The following is a 17,717-nucleotide window of genomic DNA, read 5'->3' as shown; positions in this document are numbered from 1 at the left end:
GTCCATCCCCTCCTGAGTGGTTACTGCCTTCACCACTCAGGCGCCAGGTACGGACTGGCAATGCCAGGTGACGTCGTCCTCGGGTTCGTACACGCACAGCCGGCCGGTCCGGATCGAGACCCGTAGATGTCGCCCGAGCGCCGGATGGACCCGCTCGATCGCTTTGACGGCGGCCGCGATCCGCATCGAGACAGCCTTCCGGCTCCGCTCGACCGGGTCACCCGCGGACCGGGCCCGGCCGCCCAGCCCCAGCGCCCCGGCGAGTTCGCGCGCCAGGAAGTCCCGCTCCGCGCGGGCCTTCTCGGCCCGGGCCAGGTCGTTGCAGGCTTCCGCCTCGGCCAGATCCTCGTCCAGTTCGCGCAGCCGCTCGCGGTACGCCGTACGCGCTTGGTCGTCGAGCAATGGCCCGAGATCGCCGCCGGCGACTCGCCCCGGCCCCGACAGGTCGAGCACGCCGACCGGAGTACGCGGCCGTGCCAGCAGGACCGCGAGATCGCGAACTCCCTTGGAATCCGGCACATGCGCGGTCACGCCACGCCAGGTCGCCGCCCAGGTCGCGCCGAGCCGGCACAGCTCGCCGGTGTCGGTCGGCCGGGGGAGGCGGCCGACGCCCAGCTCGGCCAACGCCTTCTCGGTCTCGACGACCAGGGTCTCCGCATCCACTGCCCGGTGCGCCTCGAGCGCGGTTTCGAGCAGCCGGCGCGCCTCCGGGCGTCCCAAGTGCGCCGCGAGCCGGCCGAGGAACAGTGCGACGGTGCCCAAGCACGCGCCACCGATCCCGTCGACCACCCACAGTTCGGAGTACGGCGCCAACGCGTCGTACGCCAGCGCAACCGCCTCGTCGTCACCGGTCAGTCGCGCGGCCTCGCCGAAGAAGGCGATCGACTCCAGCCACTCGGCGTCCTTCACGATCGCGTCCAGACCGTTGCGGGCCCGGTGCCGGACGATGGCACGCGCCCGTTCGGCCGCGCCGGTATGCAGCGAGAAGTAGGCGTACGGGCCGTCGGCCATCGGGTTCCCGGCGTACGGCGCCATCGCCTCGTCGAGGTACCCCCGGAGCTTCGGCATCGTCCCTGTCGCGCAGGCGTGGGCGGTCCGCAGCGCGAACACCATCAGGCGCGCGTTCGCGCTGTCCGCCTCCTCGGCGAGCTGCGCGGCCCGAGTGATGTGCGCCGCCGTCTCGTCCGGGTGACCGTTCATCAGCGCGCGCATGCCCTGCCAGATCGGTACCAGCCAGCTGTGTAGCGGAAGGCCGAGCGGCCGGACAGCGTGTGCGAACGCGGCGATCTGTACGTCGGCCTCCGCGAAGCGGCCCTGTTCGAGCAGGGCTACGACCAACTGCCGGCGGGCGAGCAGGACGAGTGCCACATCGCCGGTCTCGGACGCGGTGGCGAGCATGCGTTCTGCGGCTGCGATCCGCTCGGCCACGTGGTCGGGACCCGCATGGACGTCGCACCACGCCGCCAACGCGGCAACCTCCGCTCGCGGATCTCCTGTCTCACGAGCCAGCGTCACCGCCTGTCGCGCCAGTTCCCGCGGCTGATCGCCGTGGTCGGTGAGGGTCCGGCCGAGGGCGAGCCGTGCCATGGCCGCCGCCTTGAGCGCGGCGTCCGGCAGCATCGGCACCACCCGTTCGAGCAGTTGGGTCTGCTCGCGGTCGGTGAGGTCGACCTCGAACCCGCCGACACCGCCGCCCATCGCCAGGACTGCCCTGGCAGCCGTCTCGGCATCGCCGGTCGCGACAGCCTCGCGGGCGACGCCGCGCAAGGTGTCTCGTCCGCTCGTCAGTTCGCCGGCCAGCACCTGCGCCTCGCCGAACTCGAGCCGGACCACTGGACCGAGGTCTCCGGCCCAGCGGTAGAAGTGCACCGCTTGTTCGTATCCGGAACGGCGCATCGCGGCGCGGGCGGCGATGAGTGCGAACTCACGGGACAGCTTGTCGGCATCGGGCTGACCGATCGCGGCCCGATAGTGCGCAGCCACCCGGCCGGCGTTCGCCTCGATCAGGTCGGCGCTGCAGCACGCGTCCACCAGTGGCAGGCCGTGGGTCACGTTGTGCACTCCGGTCGGGCAGCAGCGTCCGGTGAGTGCCTGAGCGGCCCGCAGATGCAGGTCGGATTTCCGCACAGCTCCGAGACCGGAGTAGACGACCTCACGGACAAGCGAGTGGGCGAAACGGACCCGGTTCCCGTCGACCTCGGCCAACCGAGCGGCTTCGGCGTCACCGAGTACGCCGAGGACGTCCGACGCGGGCGTCTGCTCGACGGCCGCCAGCAGGTCGATGTCCACGTCCTCACCCAGAACGGAGGCCGCCGCGAGGACGTCGTACGCCGGCTGGCTGAGACGGGCGAGACGCCGCTCGAGCACCTGGCGGACGCCGGTCGGGGTTTCCGTGGACGTCGTACCGCGGGATGCGTGCAGGCGGGCCAGTTCCTGGACGAAGAACGGGTTGCCTCCCGTCCGCGCGTGTACGTCGCCGGCGTATCCGGCATCCGTGCCGGCGCCGAGCACCCGCTCGACCAGTTGAACGGTCTCCGCCAGGGCCAGCCCGGCGAGAGGCAGCCGGACGAACGAGGGTGGCAGCGCCCGCAAGGTCTCGGCCACCGTCTCGGGGACGTCCACGGCGTTGTCACGGCTGGTGATCAAGAGCAGACAGGGCAGTTCAGGGAGGAGTCCGACCACGAAGCGGAGCAAGGTCAGCGTCGTGCCGTCGGCCAGCTGGACGTCCTCCAGGATGATGACCGCCGGCCGCCTGGCGGTCGCCGCGGCGAGCTGGTCGGCGATCTCCGCGAAGACAGTGGTTCGTCCCGGGCCGGGAGAGTCGGGCAAGGCCGTCGTGAGGCCGAGGGCGCGGAACGCCTGCCGCCACGGCCAGTAGGGCAGCGCCTCGGTCTCGGGGCAGCGCCCCCACGCGACGGCGTACCCGCGGTCGCGCACCGTATCCGCGAAGGCCGCCGCCGTGGTCGACTTCCCGATGCCGGCGTCGCCGATCAGGAGCGCGCCCTGGCCGCGGCCGCGCTCGACCTCGTCCAGCAGGCCGGCGAGAGTGCTGAGCTCCCGCTCCCGGCCCACCACAAGCTCGGGCATACCGCCACTGTGCGGCGGCGACAGCCACGGGGGGAAGTGCTGATCGCTTACCGTAAGGTGACTCGAGTGTTTGTGGTGATCAGGTTCCGGGTTGGGGAGTCCGAGCAGGCCGGGTTCGGAGAGCGATTACAGGCGGCCGTCGACGTACTCGCGCTGCAGAAGGGGTTCGTCGCGGCCCGGACCGGGCGGAACGTCGACGACCCCGAGCTGCTCGCGCTGACCCTCGAATTCGAGAACATCGGGAGCTACCGGCGCGCGCTCTCGCCGTACGACGTGAAGCTGACCGCGGTCCCGCTGCTGTCGCAGGCGATCGACGAGCCGACGGCTTACGAAGATTTGCCGAGGTAGCACGGATTCGATAGCGGCGCTCGCGACCGATAGCCTGGTTCCTTCCGTAGATCTGTCTGTACCCCGTTCTGGAGTCGAAAAGTGCCCGTGGAAACCGTCGATGCCGTCGTCAGCCTCAGTAAGCGGAGGGGCTTCGTGTACCCGTGCGGCGAGATCTACGGCGGTACCAAGTCGGCCTGGGACTACGGACCGCTCGGCGTCGAGCTGAAGAACAACGTCCGCACCCAGTGGTGGCGGACGATGGTGACCGGCCGCGACGACATCGTCGGCCTGGACTCCTCGGTGATCCTCCCGACCAAGGTGTGGGAGGCGTCCGGCCACCTGTCCGAGTTCGTCGACCCGCTGACCGAGTGCCAGTCCTGCCACAAGCGGTTCCGCGACGACCACCTCCGCGAGGACTTCGCCCGCCGGAAGAACAAGGACGCCGACGACGTCAAGCTCGGCGAGATCGCCTGCCCGAACTGCGGTAACAAGGGCACCTTCACCGAGCCGCGGATGTTCAACGGCCTGCTGAAGACGTACCTCGGCCCGGTCGAGTCCGAGGAGGGCCTGCACTACCTCCGCCCGGAGACCGCGCAGGGCATCTTCATCAACTTCGCGAACGTGATGGGCACCGCCCGGAAGAAGCCGCCGTTCGGGATCGCCCAGGTCGGCAAGAGCTTCCGCAACGAGATCACGCCGGGCAACTTCATCTTCCGGACCCGCGAGTTCGAGCAGATGGAGATGGAGTTCTTCGTCGAGCCGGGCTCCGACGAGGACTGGCACGAGTACTGGCTGAAGGCGCGCTGGGAGTGGTACGTCGGCCTCGGTCTGAACCCGGACAACATGCGGTTCTACGAGCACCCGAAGGAGAAGCTGAGCCACTATTCGAAGCGCACCGTCGACATCGAGTACCGGTTCAACTTCGGCGGCAAGGAGTTCGACGAGCTCGAGGGCATCGCGAACCGCACCGACTTCGACCTGTCCACGCACTCCAAGCACTCCGGCGCCGACCTGTCGTACTTCGACCAGGAGAAGGGCGAGCGCTGGACGCCGTACGTCATCGAGCCCGCGGCCGGCCTGACCCGCAACGTGCTCGCGTTCCTGCTCGACGCGTACACCGAGGACGAGGCGCCGAACGCGAAGGGCGGTGTCGACAAGCGGACGGTACTGCGGTTCGACCCGCGGCTCGCTCCGGTCAAGGCGGCTGTGCTGCCGCTGTCCCGCAACGCCGACCTGTCGCCGAAGGCCCGCGACCTGGCCGGTGAGCTTCGGAAGAACTGGAACGTCGACTTCGACGACGCCGGTGCGATCGGCCGCCGGTACCGCCGCCAGGACGAGATCGGTACGCCGTACTGCATCACCGTCGACTTCGACACCCTCGAGGACCACGCCGTGACGATTCGCGAGCGGGACTCGATGAAGCAGGAGCGGGTCGCCCTCACCGAGGTCACCGGCTACCTCGCCCAGCACCTGGTGGGTTGCTGACGATGAAGCTGTCAGGGGTGTCGGCCGTCCTAGGGCTGTCCGCGCTGGCGGTGCTGGCGCTGTCGTCCTGCTCGGACAGCAAGCCGGAGGCCGGTACGTCGCCCTCGACGCCTGCCTCCAGTACGCCGCCGCCTTCGAGTGCGCCGATCCCGACCGCGTCGACGCCGACGCTGACCGCGCTGCCGACGCCGTCGAAGCCGTGGCCGACGCCGAAGGTCACCGGCGAGCCGGAGAACGACGCGCCGCTCGCCGACCGGATCACGTTCGCGATCGCGAAGCAGGCGCAGATCGCGGCCGGCAAGGCGGCCACCACGACCGTGAAGTGCCCGGGCATCGACAAGGTCGAGACCGCCGGGAAGCACGAGCTGACCTGCACGGTGACGTACGCAGGGAAGCCGTACACCGGCACGCTGACGGTCGACGCGAAGCAGTACTCGGCGTCGTACAAGTTCACCTCGGAATCGGTCGCGATCGTCAAGCCGAAGGTGGTCGACGCCGTACTGCGGACCGTCGCCGACGCCGCGAAGGTGACCTGCACGATGGACGATGTTGCCGTGGTCAAGCATTCCGGCGCGCCGATCGCGTGCGACGTGACGACGACCGCGAACGCAGTACAGCCTTACAAAGCACAGGTTTCCGGTAACGGACAGGTGCTGGTGGCGAAGGCCTGATCATGCTTCAGCTGGGCAATCTCACGATCGAGACGCCGGTGGTGCTGGCGCCGATGGCCGGTATCACCAACGCGGCGTACCGGCGACTGTGCGCCGAGCAGGGCGCCGGGCTGTACGTGTGCGAGATGATCACGTCGCGCGGCATCGTCGAGGGTGATCAGAAGTCGCTCGACATGCTCACGTTCGACGCGCGTGAGACGGTTCGCTCGGTGCAGTTGTACGGGGTCGACCCGACGTACATCGGGCGCGCGGTGCAGATCCTCTGCGATCAGTACGGCGTTGCGCACATCGACCTGAACTTCGGGTGCCCGGTGCCGAAGGTGACGCGCAAGGGCGGTGGCGCCGCGCTGCCGTGGAAGCGCAATCTGCTCGGCGCGATCCTGCGGTCCGCGGTGCAGGCCGCTACGCCGTACGGCGTACCGGTGACGATGAAGACCCGGATCGGGATCGACGCCGGTCATCAGACGTACCTCGACGCCGGGCGGATCGCCGAAGAGTCCGGTGCGGCGGCGATCGGGTTGCACGGGCGTACGGCGTCGCAGGCGTACTCCGGTCAGGCGGACTGGTCCACGATCGCTGCCCTCGTGGAGCACGTGAACATCCCGGTGCTGGGCAACGGCGACATCTGGGAAGCCGGCGACGCCTTGCGGATGGTCGCCGAGACGGGATGCGACGGCGTGATCGTCGGGCGTGGGTGCCTCGGCCGGCCGTGGTTGTTCCGCGATCTCGCGGTCGCGTTCGCCGGGGGCGAGGCGTTGAACCTGCCGACGCTCGGTGAGGTCGCCGACGTGATGCGGCGGCACGGCGAGCTGCTCGCGGAGCTGATGGGGGAGCAGCGCGGCCTGCGCGACTTCCGCAAACACGTCCCGTGGTACCTGAAGGGCTTCCCGGCCGGCGGCGAACTCCGTGCCGCCCTCGGCATGGTCGACTCCCTGGCCCGCCTGGACGAACTCCTCGCCGAACTGGATCGCACCGTCCCGTTCCCGGTCGCCGAACTCGGCGCCCCCCGCGGCCGCCAAGGCAGCCCCCGAGACCACATCGTCCTCCCCCAAGGCTGGCTCGACGACACAGACGGCCTGACCGCCGACCTCGCCGACGCCGAAATAGGAGTCTCCGGCGGCTGAACGACACCGCTTCGCGCCGGCTGTCCCGTTGCCGCCTCCGTGCCTCCAACCCAACCCACCTGGCCTAGCTGATCGTAGATACGCCCGGCCGCCGCTACCAGGAACTCAGCTACCGCCCCAGCCTCCACTCCTGAAGAAGTCGTCGGCGGACCTGATGCGTACGGCGTCCTCGTCGTCCCCGGGCGGCTCGAACTCGGCGAGATGCTGCTCCAGCACCGCGTCCGTAACGTCCTGCCGCCGCGGATCGAGCCGGTTCGCGGCGCGTCGCGTGCGAACGGTCGCGTGATCCACGTCGACGTACACCAAGGTGAACCCCACGTCCTCCGCGGCCGCCAGTGCCCGCCACCCGTCGCGGAGGAACCGAGGTGAACTCGTGTCGTCGACGACGACCGACGTACCCGAGCCCAGCAGTTCGCGAACCTCGACGCGCGCCACCTCGTGAGTCCGCATCCACTCCTCGACCGGAATCCCGTCCCCGCCCCACAACCCACGCCGTTCGTTGATCTCGTCAAGGCTCACGACGCGCGCCGGCAACCGCTCCGCAAGGACGCGCGCCACCGTGCTCTTCCCCGAGAACGACGTCCCACACAACAAAACCAGCCTGTCCGCCACTCGCACATCCAAGCACGCGGCTGGTCAGCTCATCCCGACCTTCTGGTGCTCGGGTTCCACGACGAGCACGACTCGTTCCTGATCGCGGGGGTACTTGAGGTCGATGTACTTCGCCACCAGGCGGTCGATGATGGCCCACGCTTCGTCGCCTTCCAGCCAGTCGACAACGCGGCCTCGGACGACGACGGGTTCGAACGGGTTGTCGGCCGGCACGATCGACAACGCGAGGCGGGGGTCCCGGCGCAGGTTACGAGCCTTCCGCATCCCCGGGCCGGTGAAGAAGACGATCTGCTCTCCGCGCGTCCCGGCGTACACCGGGGTGCTGTGCGGTGAGCCGTCGGGCAGAACGGTCGCGAGGTGAGCGTACGACGCGGCGTCGAGGACGCTGCGCACTCTCGGATGGAGCATGTGTACTCCTTCAGCGGGGGTTCTCGGAGCGCCAGGTGATGTAGTGGGCGACTGCTTTGGTGGCGTCGTACTGCGGCGTGAAGCCGGTGTCCGCGGTGAGTCGGCTGATGTCGAGATGCGGGGTCACTTGCCCACCGGGCACTGTCCCGACCCCCAAGGCGTCGGCGAATTCGCGCTGCATCGTGGGGCGTCCGCTGGAGACGTTGTAGATGGTGTGGTTCAGCGTCTCCGCTGTCGTCAGCAGGGCGATCGCACGTCCCGCGTCCGGCGCGTAGCACGAGTCGCCGCCCTCCTCGGCGCGCAACGGAGCCGGCTGTTCGCCTCGCTGGAGGGCGCTGACGTACGGCGGGATGAAGTTGAACACCGACTCCGGGTCCATCAGCGGTCCCCAGGTCGACCCGATCCGGAGGATGACCGGTTGTACGCCGGAATCCCGCAGGGCGTGGGTGGTGAGCGGTTCGACCGCCTTCTTGAACGCGATGATCAGGTGCGGCAGGTCCGCGTCCGGGAGCGCGAGCCCTTCGTGCCATGGGTTTTCGTCCTGCCCGATGTACACGCCGATGCTGCTCGCGACCGCGAACCGGCGTACGCCCCAGGCTCGGGCCGCGTCGAGCGCGTTCAGCAGCCCGGTGGTGTCGGTGCGGAAGTACGCGACCGGATCGTCGCCCGGGATGGTGCCGGCGAGGTGCACGATGTCGCTGACGTCGTACCGCTCCCCGAGCGCGAGGAACGCGTCCCGGTCGGTGACGTCGAGCTGTTCCACGGTGACCTTGCCGTCGAGGAACGACGGGAGATCGGTACGCCGGTACGACGTGACGACGACCTCCTGTCCGAGGTCGAGAAGAGCGCGGGCGGTGTGGGCGCCGATCATTCCGAGCCCGCCGGTAACGAGAATCATGCCCGCGAGGCTACGAGCCGCACGAGCCGGAGTCTTGAACAAATCCCGCACGGGTTATGTGACGGCTGGCGGGTTGCAACCCGCCAGCGGTGACACAACCCGCTACCGGTGCGGGTCTAAGCTCGGGGGATGGCGAGCAAGCCGGATGAGACGCGGGACGGCGTTGACCTGACCAACCTGGATCAGCCGTTGTTCGACGGGGCTGACGCGCGGAAGCGGGATCTCGTCGACTACCTGGACGCGGTGCACGAGCGGATCGTGCCGGAGCTGCGCGAGCGGCCGTTGTCGGTCGTGCGGATCCGGCCGGGCCAGCCGAAGTTCATGCAGAAGAACGTCCCGAAGTACACGCCGGACTGGGTGAAGACCGTGCAGGTCTGGGCGGAGGCGTCGAAACGCCAGGTGTCGTACGCGTTGTGCGACGACCGCAAAACGCTGCTGTGGTTCGCAAACCAGCGCGCGGTGGAGTACCACCCGACCTTGATGCGCGCCGACCGCTGGGACCGCGTCACACACCTCGTGCTCGACCTCGACCCGCCAGAGGGCGAGACGTTCTCGATGGCGGTGCAGGCCGCGCTGCTCGTGCGGCAGGCGCTCACCGACTGCGGGTTGTCCGGTGCGGTCAAGACGAGCGGCGCGAAGGGTGTGCACGTGATCGTCCCGATTGTCGACACGGTGTCGATCGAGGACGCCGCGGCCGCCACCCGGGCGATCGCTGCGCGGGCCGAGAAGATCGATCCGTCGGTCGCGACCACGGCGTACATCAAGGAGGACCGGCACGGGAAGGTCTTCGTCGACTCCACGCGTTCCGGCGGTGCGACGGTGGTCGCGGCGTACAGCCCACGCGTCCGGCCCGGTACGACGGTGTCGTTCCCGGTCGGCTGGGATGACCTGGAGAGCGTGACGCCGCGCGACTTCACCGTCCGCACCGCGCCGGCACTCCTCGGCGATCGCGACCCGTGGGCCGAGCAATTGCCCGCACCGCAGGCGATCCCAGAGGACGTCCTCCTCGAAGGCCGGGCCATCCCGGTCGCCCGTGTCGCGGCCATGCACGAAGGCAAACGCCGCAAACGCGCCCGCCAAGCCGAAGAACAGAAGCCCGCCGACTAGCTCCTACTCCGTCGCGGTTGTCAGGTCAAGCCCTCGGCGCCGGACGCCCGGCGACGGGTGGTTGCGGAGGGCAACCAACAGCTCGCGCCACTCGGCGGACCACCCGGCCCGAGGCCCGGCGGCGCCCACGAGGACGTGAGCCAGCAACCCGGATGCCAGGTCAGAGGAGTGGACAAGCGAATCGGCAACCGGCAGCAGCTCCGCAGGTGCCCAGGTCGACTCGGTCGCGGACAGCCGGGCGGAGACGAGGTCGGCGGCCCGCAACGCGGCCAACGGATCATCACCGACCAGATCGCGGAGCTCGTCGACCGACTGCGAATGCACCAGAAGCTGCAGCCGGAGCTCCAGAAAGTCGGAGCCAACCAGCTCGTCGGCAACCACGCGCAGGTGCTGGCGGTCCTCCGCCGCCCGTCGGCTGAACTGCGCCGACAGCTGACTCACCAGATACGTGAGCCGTTGCCGAGCCGGACGATCCCGATCCGGCAACGCGTTCGGCAGCGCAGGATTCGCCTCCGACCGCACCAGCAGCCGAGCGACGTCAACGACGTCATCCAGCCCGGCCGGCGCATCCGTCGCGACGAACGAGACAAGCGCAGTGATCGCGTCCCGCCACACCCGACTGCGCAGCGACGGCCGACTGATGAAGTCCGCGCAGACCCGAGTAGCAGCTGGGTTGTACCGCGCCCAGCCCCGCAAAGCGAGCAGCGCCGGCCCAACAACCTCCGGCTCGCTACGAGTCGTCACAGCGATCAGCAGGTCGGCGTACCGCGCCCGGTACCCCACGGGTACGTCGTACGCGCGCCGTACCGTCAACGCCGTCGCAGTAGCCGGAGAGTCGTGCACTGCCTGCTCCAGCACCGCCCACGCAGCAGGGTCGTAGAGCAGGTACTGCGACACGGTCCGTGCAATGGCGGCCCGCACGTCCCGATGCGCACCAGCCCACGCCTCCGTCAGTACGGCGCTAGCTCCTGGAGCCCGTAGCTCGCCAAGGAGCCGCACTGCCTCCTTCCGCGACGTGACCTTCACGCGGTCACCAGTCAGCACCGGCTGCAGCAGCCCCGGCAGCAGACTGGGCCGAACGAACCGCGCTGCCCGGCTAGCCGCGTACACAGCGACCCGCGCCCGATCGTCACCCGCATGCGCGAGCAGCAACGGCATGGCAAGGTCGGGTCGCTCTGTCCATGCCAAGGCAGCCAGAGCGGCCTCCTGCAGCAGTACGTCGGAACTCCCGAGGAACTCGTCCAACGCAGCTCTGCCCGCAACCGGCACGCGTCCAAGCGTCCTGATCGCCAAGGCCCGGTACCAGGTGTGCATCCGGTCGTCACGGGCAGCTTGGACGAGCAGCTGGGCGTACCGAGCCTGCTGTCGCGGCAGCCAGCGGCGAAGGGCGTAGTCGGGCACCTGCCAGGACGTGCTGCTGCGATCGAAGCGGCGAATCCGATCCGCTGCGGTGAGCACCGGGTCGAGCAGGTCGGTGTAGTGCTCGGTGACGAGCCACCACACCGGCTGCCAGCGGGCCATGGTGACGTCTCGCTCGACGATCTGACGGAGGCGGTCGTACCGGCTCCGGCGCGGTTCCAGCCAGTACCTGCAGGCCTGGTCGGACGTGTACTCCTGGTCCGACCAGACCGCCTGTTCGAGAACACTCTCGAGGTGATCCGACGACCAGTCGCGGCGACCAAGAGCCGCGGCCACCGTGAACGCCAGCGAGAATTCGTCGCGCTTGGCCGCGGCCTCGATGGCGGGCCGGAGCGCCTCGTACACCTCGCCTTCCCGCCCGTGCGGCAGCCTGTCGACCAGCGGATCCAAGTCGATCCGGCCACGGTTCTCCGACAGCCGCGCGTACGCCTGCAAACCCCAGTCCAGCAGGGCGGTCTGGTTGTCCAAGGCGCCTTGTACGACGGCATTCTCAGCTAGTTGCGTCAAGGCGTGCCGCGTTGCCCACGACGCGTCCCGTGCTGCCAATGCATCGGTGAGCAGCGTGTCCAGCGACTCGGTCAGTGCATCGCTCAGCAGTGTCGGCGGCAAGTCCGCGACAGCCTGTACGGCGTTGAGCCGCACGGTGTCCTGGTCGTTGCGGATCCGCCCGGCCACCCACGTGACAGCCTGCACCACCTGCTCCGACCGCCTGTCGTACCCGGCCGACCGGGTGACGCCCTGGTAGACCGAGCTACGCACCGCGGCGTCTGGGTCACGCACATCCGGTTCGAGGAGTGCGAAGGCCTCGTCGAACGGTAGGTGAGCAGCGATGCTGCGCCTCCACCACCCGTCTTCAGTGATCGCAGGTAGCGTCAGCATCCGACGTGCCTGCCCCGCACGCACAGCATGCGGCAGCACTTGGAGAAGCTCCGTACTCAGCCGCGCTTGCCCGAGATCGACATCCTGCGTTACCGCCGCGAAGATCACCGCACGTCGCGCTGGCGCCAATGCGTCGAGGAAGGTGGCCAACTGCGGCCACAGGACCCTTCCGAGGGTGACGAGCTCGTCGTCGGAGTACCTGTGCAGGCGACGCCGGAACACCGGACTGAGCGCCCGCGTCACCACACCGCGCCGGTCAGGTGCCAGCAGCAGCTCCAGCACACCTGCCGGGTCCCGGTCCATGAGCGGACCGATGATGTCGACCACTGCGTGGGGGAGGTCGTGCGCAGGCACCGCCTGCTTGATCAGCTCCAGTACCGCGTCCGGTACGTGCTCTAGCGACGCGGTCACGCCGTGGCCGACGCTCTGCCACCACTCGTAATTGGCAGGCAGCGTCTGGCGAGCAAACGCCAGTACCTCGTCCGGATGATGCTTCGCGAGCTGACGCCAGCCGCGAGGCGTCACGCAGTACGCCAGCTCGGGCAGGAGCCGCGCCACGGTCGCGTGATCCGTAGCTTCGAGCAGACCGGTCGCCGCTACGTCGCCCCAGCGCGCCCGGTGCTCGTCGATCAGCCGTACGGCGAGATGCTCGCGGCGCTGCCGACGTACCAGGGCCACCAGCTTCGAGCGCAGTGCCGCCGGCGCGTCGTCGTACACGATCCGAAGGTCGTCGTCCGCGACTGGAACCCCGCGACCGACCGCCGCGAGCGCCCGTGACTGCACGGCCGGATCCGGGTCCCGAAGCATCCGGCTGACGTACGGTGCCTCGCGGGTGACCTCGGCGATCTGGAGCCCGAGGACGCGCTCGAACGCGGTACCTCGACCCAACTCGTCGAGGAGGCTCACCAGCTGTGGCGCCTGGTCGGCGAGCAGGCGCACGCGCTGTCCGTACGAGAGTCCGTCGATCGATCGCAGCAGCTCGGGCAGACGCATGCGCCCATCCTGCCCAATAAGTGGTGTCAGCTCTCGAGAGAGGCGTGCGCCGCCGTCAGCGAATAGCGTCGAAGATCGCGTCGACGACTTCGTCGAGTGGGCGCGCGGTGTCGATGACCGTCCCCTCGGGCACGTATTCCTGCGTGGCGTGCAGGCGGAGGATGAATGCCCGCTGTTCGTCGTTCCCGCCCCAGTCGTCGGCCTCGCGATTGCGCAGCCTCCGCTCGAGGGTTTCTGTGTCCACGTCCAGCACGATGACCTTGTCGAACACGTCCAGGAACTTGCTGAAGTTCCTCGAACCGCCACAGAAGAAGGCGATCTCCTCGGTCGTGCTCGCGGCGATCTCCCGGACCTTGGCGACGTCCCAGATGTGGTTGTGGTAGCCGTGGACCTCGTCGCGTTCCCCGGTTTCCGGATCGCCCGGATAGGCGAGCTCGTTGTCGCCGTCAACGGCTCTGTAGCCGCGTCTCCGGAGCTCGCGGCACACCGAACTCTTACCGGTGCCAGAACCGCCCTCGACCAGGTAGTTGCGTTTGGCCATGGGCTTCAGCGTAGCCAGAAGCGCCGTCGAAGGAACGCGAATTATGTGCCGGCAGCCAGCCGGAGCTCGGCGAATGCCGCGGCCAGTTTCGGCAACGTGTAGTGGGCATTCAGGCCGCTCGGATTCGGCAGGATCCAGACCCGGGTGGCGCCGATCATCCGATCCTGCTTGCCCACTGCCGCCGTACGTTCCCCGAAGGCGTCCCGGTACGCCGTGACGCCGAGCACCGCCAACCACTCGGGCTGGATGTCGAGCACCTTCTTCACCAGGTTCTCGCCACCCGCCACGAACTCCGCGCGCGTCAACTCCGCGGCCTTCGCCGACGGCCGGTCGACCACGTTGGTGATCCCGAGCCGGTAGGTCAGCAACTCCTGCTGCTCGACCGGCTGCAGCTGGCGAGGGGTGAAGCCGCTCAGGTGCAACGCCGGCCAGAACCGGTTCCCCGGCCGCGCGAAGTGATGCCCGGTCTCCGCCGACATCAGCCCCGGATTGATCCCACAGAACAACACCCGCAGTCCGCTGCCGGTCACATCCGGAATCCCGTCCACGCGGGACACCGTAGCCAACGACAGGAGGTAGTGGCTGCGAGCGCCCAAGTCCACGCCTGACATCCGCGCCCGCCATCCCGTCCGAGCTGACCACCTCCTGTCGTTAGCCTCGTCAACCCAGGGTTGACGGCCGGTGCGCGTCAACTTAGGGTTGACGGTATGACTCCTGGACCTGATCTGCAGCAACTGATCAACACGATCAAGGCCGACGCCGGTAGCGACGACGAGCTGGAGCAGCTCGGGACCGCGGCGGCGACGATCAGCGAACTGACCGCCACCAGCGACGCCGCCCTCGGCTTCTTCGTCGACCGGGCCCGCGGCGCGGGGAAGTCCTGGGTGGAGATCAGCACCGTGCTCGGCGTCAGCAAACAAGCCGCCCACAAACGCTTCGCCGACTCGTGGACCGCCAAGCCGGCTTTCGACCGTTACACCCCGCGAACGCAGGCCGTCGTGGAGGCCGCGAAGGAGGTCGCGCGCAGCAGGAACCATGCCTTCATCGGCACCGAACACCTGCTGCTCGCCTTCTTCGCCCAGCCCCAGGCGCTGGCGACGAAGGTGCTGCTGGCCCACGACATCACCGAAGAGTCGGTGCGGACAGCGGTAGACGCGAAGAGCCCGGCAGGGCCGCCGGCCGATGCGAAAGCCGCCGAGAAGGCCCTCGACGGCGAGAACCCGCCGTACACCCGCCGGACGGCGCACGTCCTGCAGGGCGCGGTCGGCGAGGCGCTGACGCTCGGCCACAACTACGTCGGCACCGAGCACCTGCTGCTCGCGTTCTACCGGGACTCACTCGGGGTCGCGACGCAGATCCTGGTCGAGCAGGGCCTCGACGAGAAGGCCGCGTGGGCGGGGATCCGTGCGCTGCTCGAGGAGGCCACGAAGTAGGTTTGGCGCATGGCTGACTGGGCTGCGCGGTTGAACGAGTTGGCGGTGGCGGCAGACGTCACCGGTGCGGTGCTCGGGATCTGGCGCGACGGCGAGACGACGATCGCGCCGTACGGCGTCCTGAACGCCACGACCGGCGTCGAGACCACCGCCGACTCGCTTTTCCAGATCGGCTCGATCAGCAAGCCGTGGACCGCGTCGATGATCGTCCAGCTTGCCGCCGAGGACCGGTTCGGCCTGGACGACCCGATCGTGAAGTTGTTGCCCGAGGCACCTGTTGACCCGCGGATCACGGTCCGTCACCTGCTGACCCATACCAGTGGCATCGACGGCGACCTGTTCACCGACACCGGCCGCGGCGACGACTGCCTGCAGCGGTACGTCGCTCTGCTCGCGGACGTGGACCAGCTCTTCGAGCCCGGTACGGCGTACTCGTACTGCAATGCCGGATTCGTGCTGCTCGGCCGGTTGATCGAGGTGCTCGACGGCCGGATCTGGGACGAATCGCTGAAGGCCCGCCTGATCGAGCCCCTTGGCCTGACCCACACCGTCACCCTGCCGGAGGAGGCGATCCTGGAACGCGCCGCGGTCGGTCATCTGGCGACGGACGGTTCGCGAGTGAAGACGTGGCAACTCCCGCGCAGCATCGGCCCCGCCGGGACGATCAGTGCGAGCGCCGGCGACCTGCTCGAGTTCGCTCGGATGCACCTGACCGACGAGCGGTACGCCGCCATGCAGGAGCCGCAGGTCCCGTTCGCGGCCGGCATCGGCGGCTTCGTCGACCTCGGCCTGACCTGGCGCATCTACAACTGGGGCGGCCGTCGGCTGTTCGGTCACGACGGGTCGACGATCTCCCAGCTCGCCTTCCTCCGGATCGACCCGGAAGCGCGGCTGGCCATGTGCCTGCTGACCAACTCCGGCAACGGCACCCGTCTCTTCGAACCGCTCGCCTCCGAGGTGTTCACGGAGTACGCCGGTGTCGCGCATCCGCCCGCGCCGCAGCCGATCGACGTACCGGTCGACGACCGTCACGCCGGAATCTACGAGCGCGCCAGCGTCCGGCTCGACGTCGCGAAGCGTGACGACGAGCTGGTCATGGTCTATTCCGCGACGGGCGACCGGCTGCTGTTCTCGGAAGATCCGATGCACGAGTACGAGTTGCGCCCGACGGAACCGGACGACGGCAACCATTTCGTCACCCGCGAGTCGCCGGCGCACCCGTGGGTGCCGGTCACGTTCACCCCGACGCATGTCTTCACCTCCGGGCGGGTCACGCCCAGGCGGTGAGATATTTGAGGTGCGCTTTGGGTGTGGCGAGCTAACGTCGTCAGGGTGACTAGTGCACCTGCTGAACTCCCTCGTAAAGCCGGTGACCTCCGGGCCGCCGGGTATCTTCCTCGGTCGATCAAGGCCGAGATCCGTGACAACCTGCTGAAACAGCTCCGGACCGGGCGTGATCCCTGGCCCGGCATCGTCGGCTTCGGCCGCACGGTGATTCCCCAACTCGAACGCGCCCTGATCGCCGGGCACGACGTCGTACTGCTCGGCGAGCGCGGTCAGGGCAAGACGCGCCTGCTGCGCACCCTGGTCGGTCTGCTCGACGAATGGACCCCTGTGATCGACGGCGCGGAGCTGCCCGAGCATCCGCTCGACCCGATCACGCCGGCCTCCCGCCGGCGTGCCGCCGAACTCGGCGACGACCTGCCCGTCGCCTGGCTGCACCGCGACCTCAGGTACGCCGAGAAGCTCGCGACCCCCGACACCTCGGTCGGTGACCTGATCGGTGACGTGGACCCGGTGAAGGTTGCCGAGGGCCGCAGTCTCGGCGACCCGGAGACCATCCATTTCGGACTGGTCCCGCGAGCGCACCGGGGCATCGTCGCGATCAACGAGCTGCCCGACCTCGCCGAACGCATCCAGGTCGCGCTACTGAACGTGATGGAGGAGCGCGACATCCAGGTCCGCGGGTACACGCTGCGGCTGCCGCTGGACGTGTTGCTGGTGGCAACGGCCAACCCCGAGGACTACACCAACCGCGGCCGGATCATCACGCCGCTGAAGGACCGCTTCGGCGCCGAGGTCCGGACCCACTACCCGCTCGACATCGATGCCGAGGTGGACGTGATCCGGCAGGAGGCCGAGTTCACCGCCGAGGTCGGCGAACCGTTGCTGGAGGTGCTGGCCCGGTTCGTCCGGCACCTGCGCGAGTCGACGTCGATCGACCAGCGGTCCGGGGTGTCCGCCCGGTTCGCGGTCGCCGCGGCCGAGACGATCGCCGCCGCCGCGCTGCGCCGTTCGGCGATCACGGGCGAGGAGCCCGCGGTGGCCCGCCCGGTGGACCTCGAGGCGGTTCCCGCCGTACTGCGGGGCAAGCTCGAGTTCGAGCCTGGTGAGGAGGGGCGCGAGATCGAACTGCTCGAGTACCTGTTGCGCCGGTCGGTGGCCGACACCGCACGCGAACGGTTCGCCGGTCTCGACCTCACCCCACTCGCGCACGCTGTTGCCGACGGCAACCTTGTGACGACGGGGGAGCGGGTGCCGGGCAAGGACGTGCTGGCCGCGCTGCCGGAGCTGCCCGTCCTGCACGACGTCGCCGCCCGCGCCGGCGTCGAGCCGGACGACTCGTCGGGACGCATCGCCGCCGCGATCGAACTCGCCCTGGAGATGCTCTACCTCTCGAAACGCGTCGCCAAGGACGCCGACAACGACACGACCATCTACGGGGCCTGA

The 17,717-nt window shown here is 69.0% G+C and carries 15 protein-coding genes; 8 read left to right on the top strand and 7 right to left on the bottom strand.

The window, feature by feature from the left end:
• Positions 1 to 36: 36 nt before the first annotated feature.
• Positions 37 to 3,087 carry an ATP-binding protein gene (locus EV137_RS09240; protein WP_134127840.1) on the bottom strand — a complete coding sequence of 1,017 codons (3,051 nt, stop codon included), beginning with the start codon at positions 3,085 to 3,087 and terminating at the stop codon, positions 37 to 39.
• A 57-nt stretch (positions 3,088 to 3,144) separates the two neighbouring features.
• Here EV137_RS09240 and EV137_RS09235 point away from each other — a divergent pair, with 57 nt between their 5' ends.
• From EV137_RS09235 to dusB, 4 genes are all read left to right on the top strand, one after another.
• Positions 3,145 to 3,435, top strand: a complete 291-nt coding sequence (locus tag EV137_RS09235; RefSeq protein ID WP_238175186.1) for an antibiotic biosynthesis monooxygenase family protein — start codon at positions 3,145 to 3,147, stop codon at positions 3,433 to 3,435.
• Between the two features lie 81 nt (positions 3,436 to 3,516).
• Complete coding sequence (locus tag EV137_RS09230; protein ID WP_134127838.1) at positions 3,517 to 4,902, top strand: glycine--tRNA ligase; 1,386 nt, start codon at positions 3,517 to 3,519, stop codon at positions 4,900 to 4,902.
• Positions 4,903 to 4,904: 2 nt separating this feature from the next.
• Positions 4,905 to 5,573, top strand: coding sequence for a hypothetical protein (locus EV137_RS09225; protein WP_134127836.1), 669 nt, complete (start codon positions 4,905 to 4,907; stop codon positions 5,571 to 5,573).
• A gap of 2 nt (positions 5,574 to 5,575) precedes the next feature.
• Positions 5,576 to 6,697: a tRNA dihydrouridine synthase DusB gene (gene dusB, locus EV137_RS09220; protein ID WP_134127834.1), complete on the top strand. Its 1,122-nt coding sequence runs from the start codon at positions 5,576 to 5,578 to the stop codon at positions 6,695 to 6,697.
• A 105-nt stretch (positions 6,698 to 6,802) separates the two neighbouring features.
• On the opposite strand, the gene EV137_RS09215 is transcribed toward dusB, so the two are convergent.
• Genes EV137_RS09215 through EV137_RS09205 form a run of 3 tightly spaced genes read right to left on the bottom strand, consistent with a single transcriptional unit; the run spans position 6,803 to position 8,615 of the window.
• The gene (locus EV137_RS09215) at positions 6,803 to 7,309 is read right to left on the bottom strand and encodes a P-loop nucleotide/nucleoside kinase family protein (protein WP_255517758.1); all 507 of its coding nucleotides are present in this window, start codon (positions 7,307 to 7,309) and stop codon (positions 6,803 to 6,805) included.
• 24 nt (positions 7,310 to 7,333) lie between these two features.
• Complete coding sequence (locus tag EV137_RS09210) at positions 7,334 to 7,717, bottom strand: PPOX class F420-dependent oxidoreductase (RefSeq protein WP_134127832.1); 384 nt, start codon at positions 7,715 to 7,717, stop codon at positions 7,334 to 7,336.
• Between the two features lie 10 nt (positions 7,718 to 7,727).
• Positions 7,728 to 8,615, bottom strand: coding sequence for an NAD-dependent epimerase/dehydratase family protein (locus tag EV137_RS09205; protein ID WP_134127830.1), 888 nt, complete (start codon positions 8,613 to 8,615; stop codon positions 7,728 to 7,730).
• A gap of 129 nt (positions 8,616 to 8,744) precedes the next feature.
• Here EV137_RS09205 and ligD point away from each other — a divergent pair, with 129 nt between their 5' ends.
• Positions 8,745 to 9,722 carry a non-homologous end-joining DNA ligase gene (gene ligD / locus EV137_RS09200; protein ID WP_134127828.1) on the top strand — a complete coding sequence of 326 codons (978 nt, stop codon included), beginning with the start codon at positions 8,745 to 8,747 and terminating at the stop codon, positions 9,720 to 9,722.
• 3 nt (positions 9,723 to 9,725) lie between these two features.
• On the opposite strand, the gene EV137_RS09195 is transcribed toward ligD, so the two are convergent.
• The 3 genes from EV137_RS09195 to mug are packed head-to-tail and all read right to left on the bottom strand — an operon-like array spanning position 9,726 to position 14,102.
• Entirely contained in the window at positions 9,726 to 13,013 is a 3,288-nt protein-coding gene (locus EV137_RS09195; protein ID WP_134127826.1) for a hypothetical protein, read from the bottom strand.
• Between the two features lie 55 nt (positions 13,014 to 13,068).
• Entirely contained in the window at positions 13,069 to 13,554 is a 486-nt protein-coding gene (locus EV137_RS09190) for an AAA family ATPase (protein ID WP_134127824.1), read from the bottom strand.
• 41 nt (positions 13,555 to 13,595) lie between these two features.
• Entirely contained in the window at positions 13,596 to 14,102 is a 507-nt protein-coding gene (gene mug, locus EV137_RS09185) for a G/U mismatch-specific DNA glycosylase (protein WP_238175184.1), read from the bottom strand.
• A 159-nt stretch (positions 14,103 to 14,261) separates the two neighbouring features.
• On the opposite strand from mug, the gene EV137_RS09180 reads away from it, so the two are divergent.
• Genes EV137_RS09180 through EV137_RS09170 form a run of 3 tightly spaced genes read left to right on the top strand, consistent with a single transcriptional unit; the run spans position 14,262 to position 17,717 of the window.
• Positions 14,262 to 14,987: a Clp protease N-terminal domain-containing protein gene (locus EV137_RS09180; protein WP_134127820.1), complete on the top strand. Its 726-nt coding sequence runs from the start codon at positions 14,262 to 14,264 to the stop codon at positions 14,985 to 14,987.
• A gap of 9 nt (positions 14,988 to 14,996) precedes the next feature.
• Positions 14,997 to 16,274 (top strand): serine hydrolase domain-containing protein, encoded by a 1,278-nt coding sequence (locus EV137_RS09175; protein WP_134127818.1) that lies wholly within the window; start codon positions 14,997 to 14,999, stop codon positions 16,272 to 16,274.
• Positions 16,275 to 16,319: 45 nt separating this feature from the next.
• Positions 16,320 to 17,717 (top strand): ATP-binding protein, encoded by a 1,398-nt coding sequence (locus EV137_RS09170; protein ID WP_133999930.1) that lies wholly within the window; start codon positions 16,320 to 16,322, stop codon positions 17,715 to 17,717.

This window comes from Kribbella pratensis, assembly GCF_004366075.1.
GTDB lineage: Bacteria > Actinomycetota > Actinomycetes > Propionibacteriales > Kribbellaceae > Kribbella > Kribbella pratensis.
Note: the sequence above shows the minus strand (reverse complement) of the source record. Positions and strands in the feature narration are given on the sequence as shown.

Excerpts from the sequence above, each read along its gene's own strand:
- EV137_RS09240 (WP_134127840.1), bottom strand. The coding sequence starts at position 3,087 with ATGCCCGAGCTTGTGGTGGGCCGGGAGCGGGAGCTCAGCACTCTCGCC.
- EV137_RS09225 (WP_134127836.1), top strand. The coding sequence starts at position 4,905 with ATGAAGCTGTCAGGGGTGTCGGCCGTCCTAGGGCTGTCCGCGCTGGCG.
- dusB (WP_134127834.1), top strand. The coding sequence starts at position 5,576 with ATGCTTCAGCTGGGCAATCTCACGATCGAGACGCCGGTGGTGCTGGCG.
- EV137_RS09210 (WP_134127832.1), bottom strand. The coding sequence starts at position 7,717 with ATGCTCCATCCGAGAGTGCGCAGCGTCCTCGACGCCGCGTCGTACGCT.
- EV137_RS09205 (WP_134127830.1), bottom strand. The coding sequence starts at position 8,615 with ATGATTCTCGTTACCGGCGGGCTCGGAATGATCGGCGCCCACACCGCC.
- ligD (WP_134127828.1), top strand. The coding sequence starts at position 8,745 with ATGGCGAGCAAGCCGGATGAGACGCGGGACGGCGTTGACCTGACCAAC.
- EV137_RS09195 (WP_134127826.1), bottom strand. The coding sequence starts at position 13,013 with ATGCGTCTGCCCGAGCTGCTGCGATCGATCGACGGACTCTCGTACGGA.
- EV137_RS09190 (WP_134127824.1), bottom strand. The coding sequence starts at position 13,554 with ATGGCCAAACGCAACTACCTGGTCGAGGGCGGTTCTGGCACCGGTAAG.
- EV137_RS09180 (WP_134127820.1), top strand. The coding sequence starts at position 14,262 with ATGACTCCTGGACCTGATCTGCAGCAACTGATCAACACGATCAAGGCC.
- EV137_RS09175 (WP_134127818.1), top strand. The coding sequence starts at position 14,997 with ATGGCTGACTGGGCTGCGCGGTTGAACGAGTTGGCGGTGGCGGCAGAC.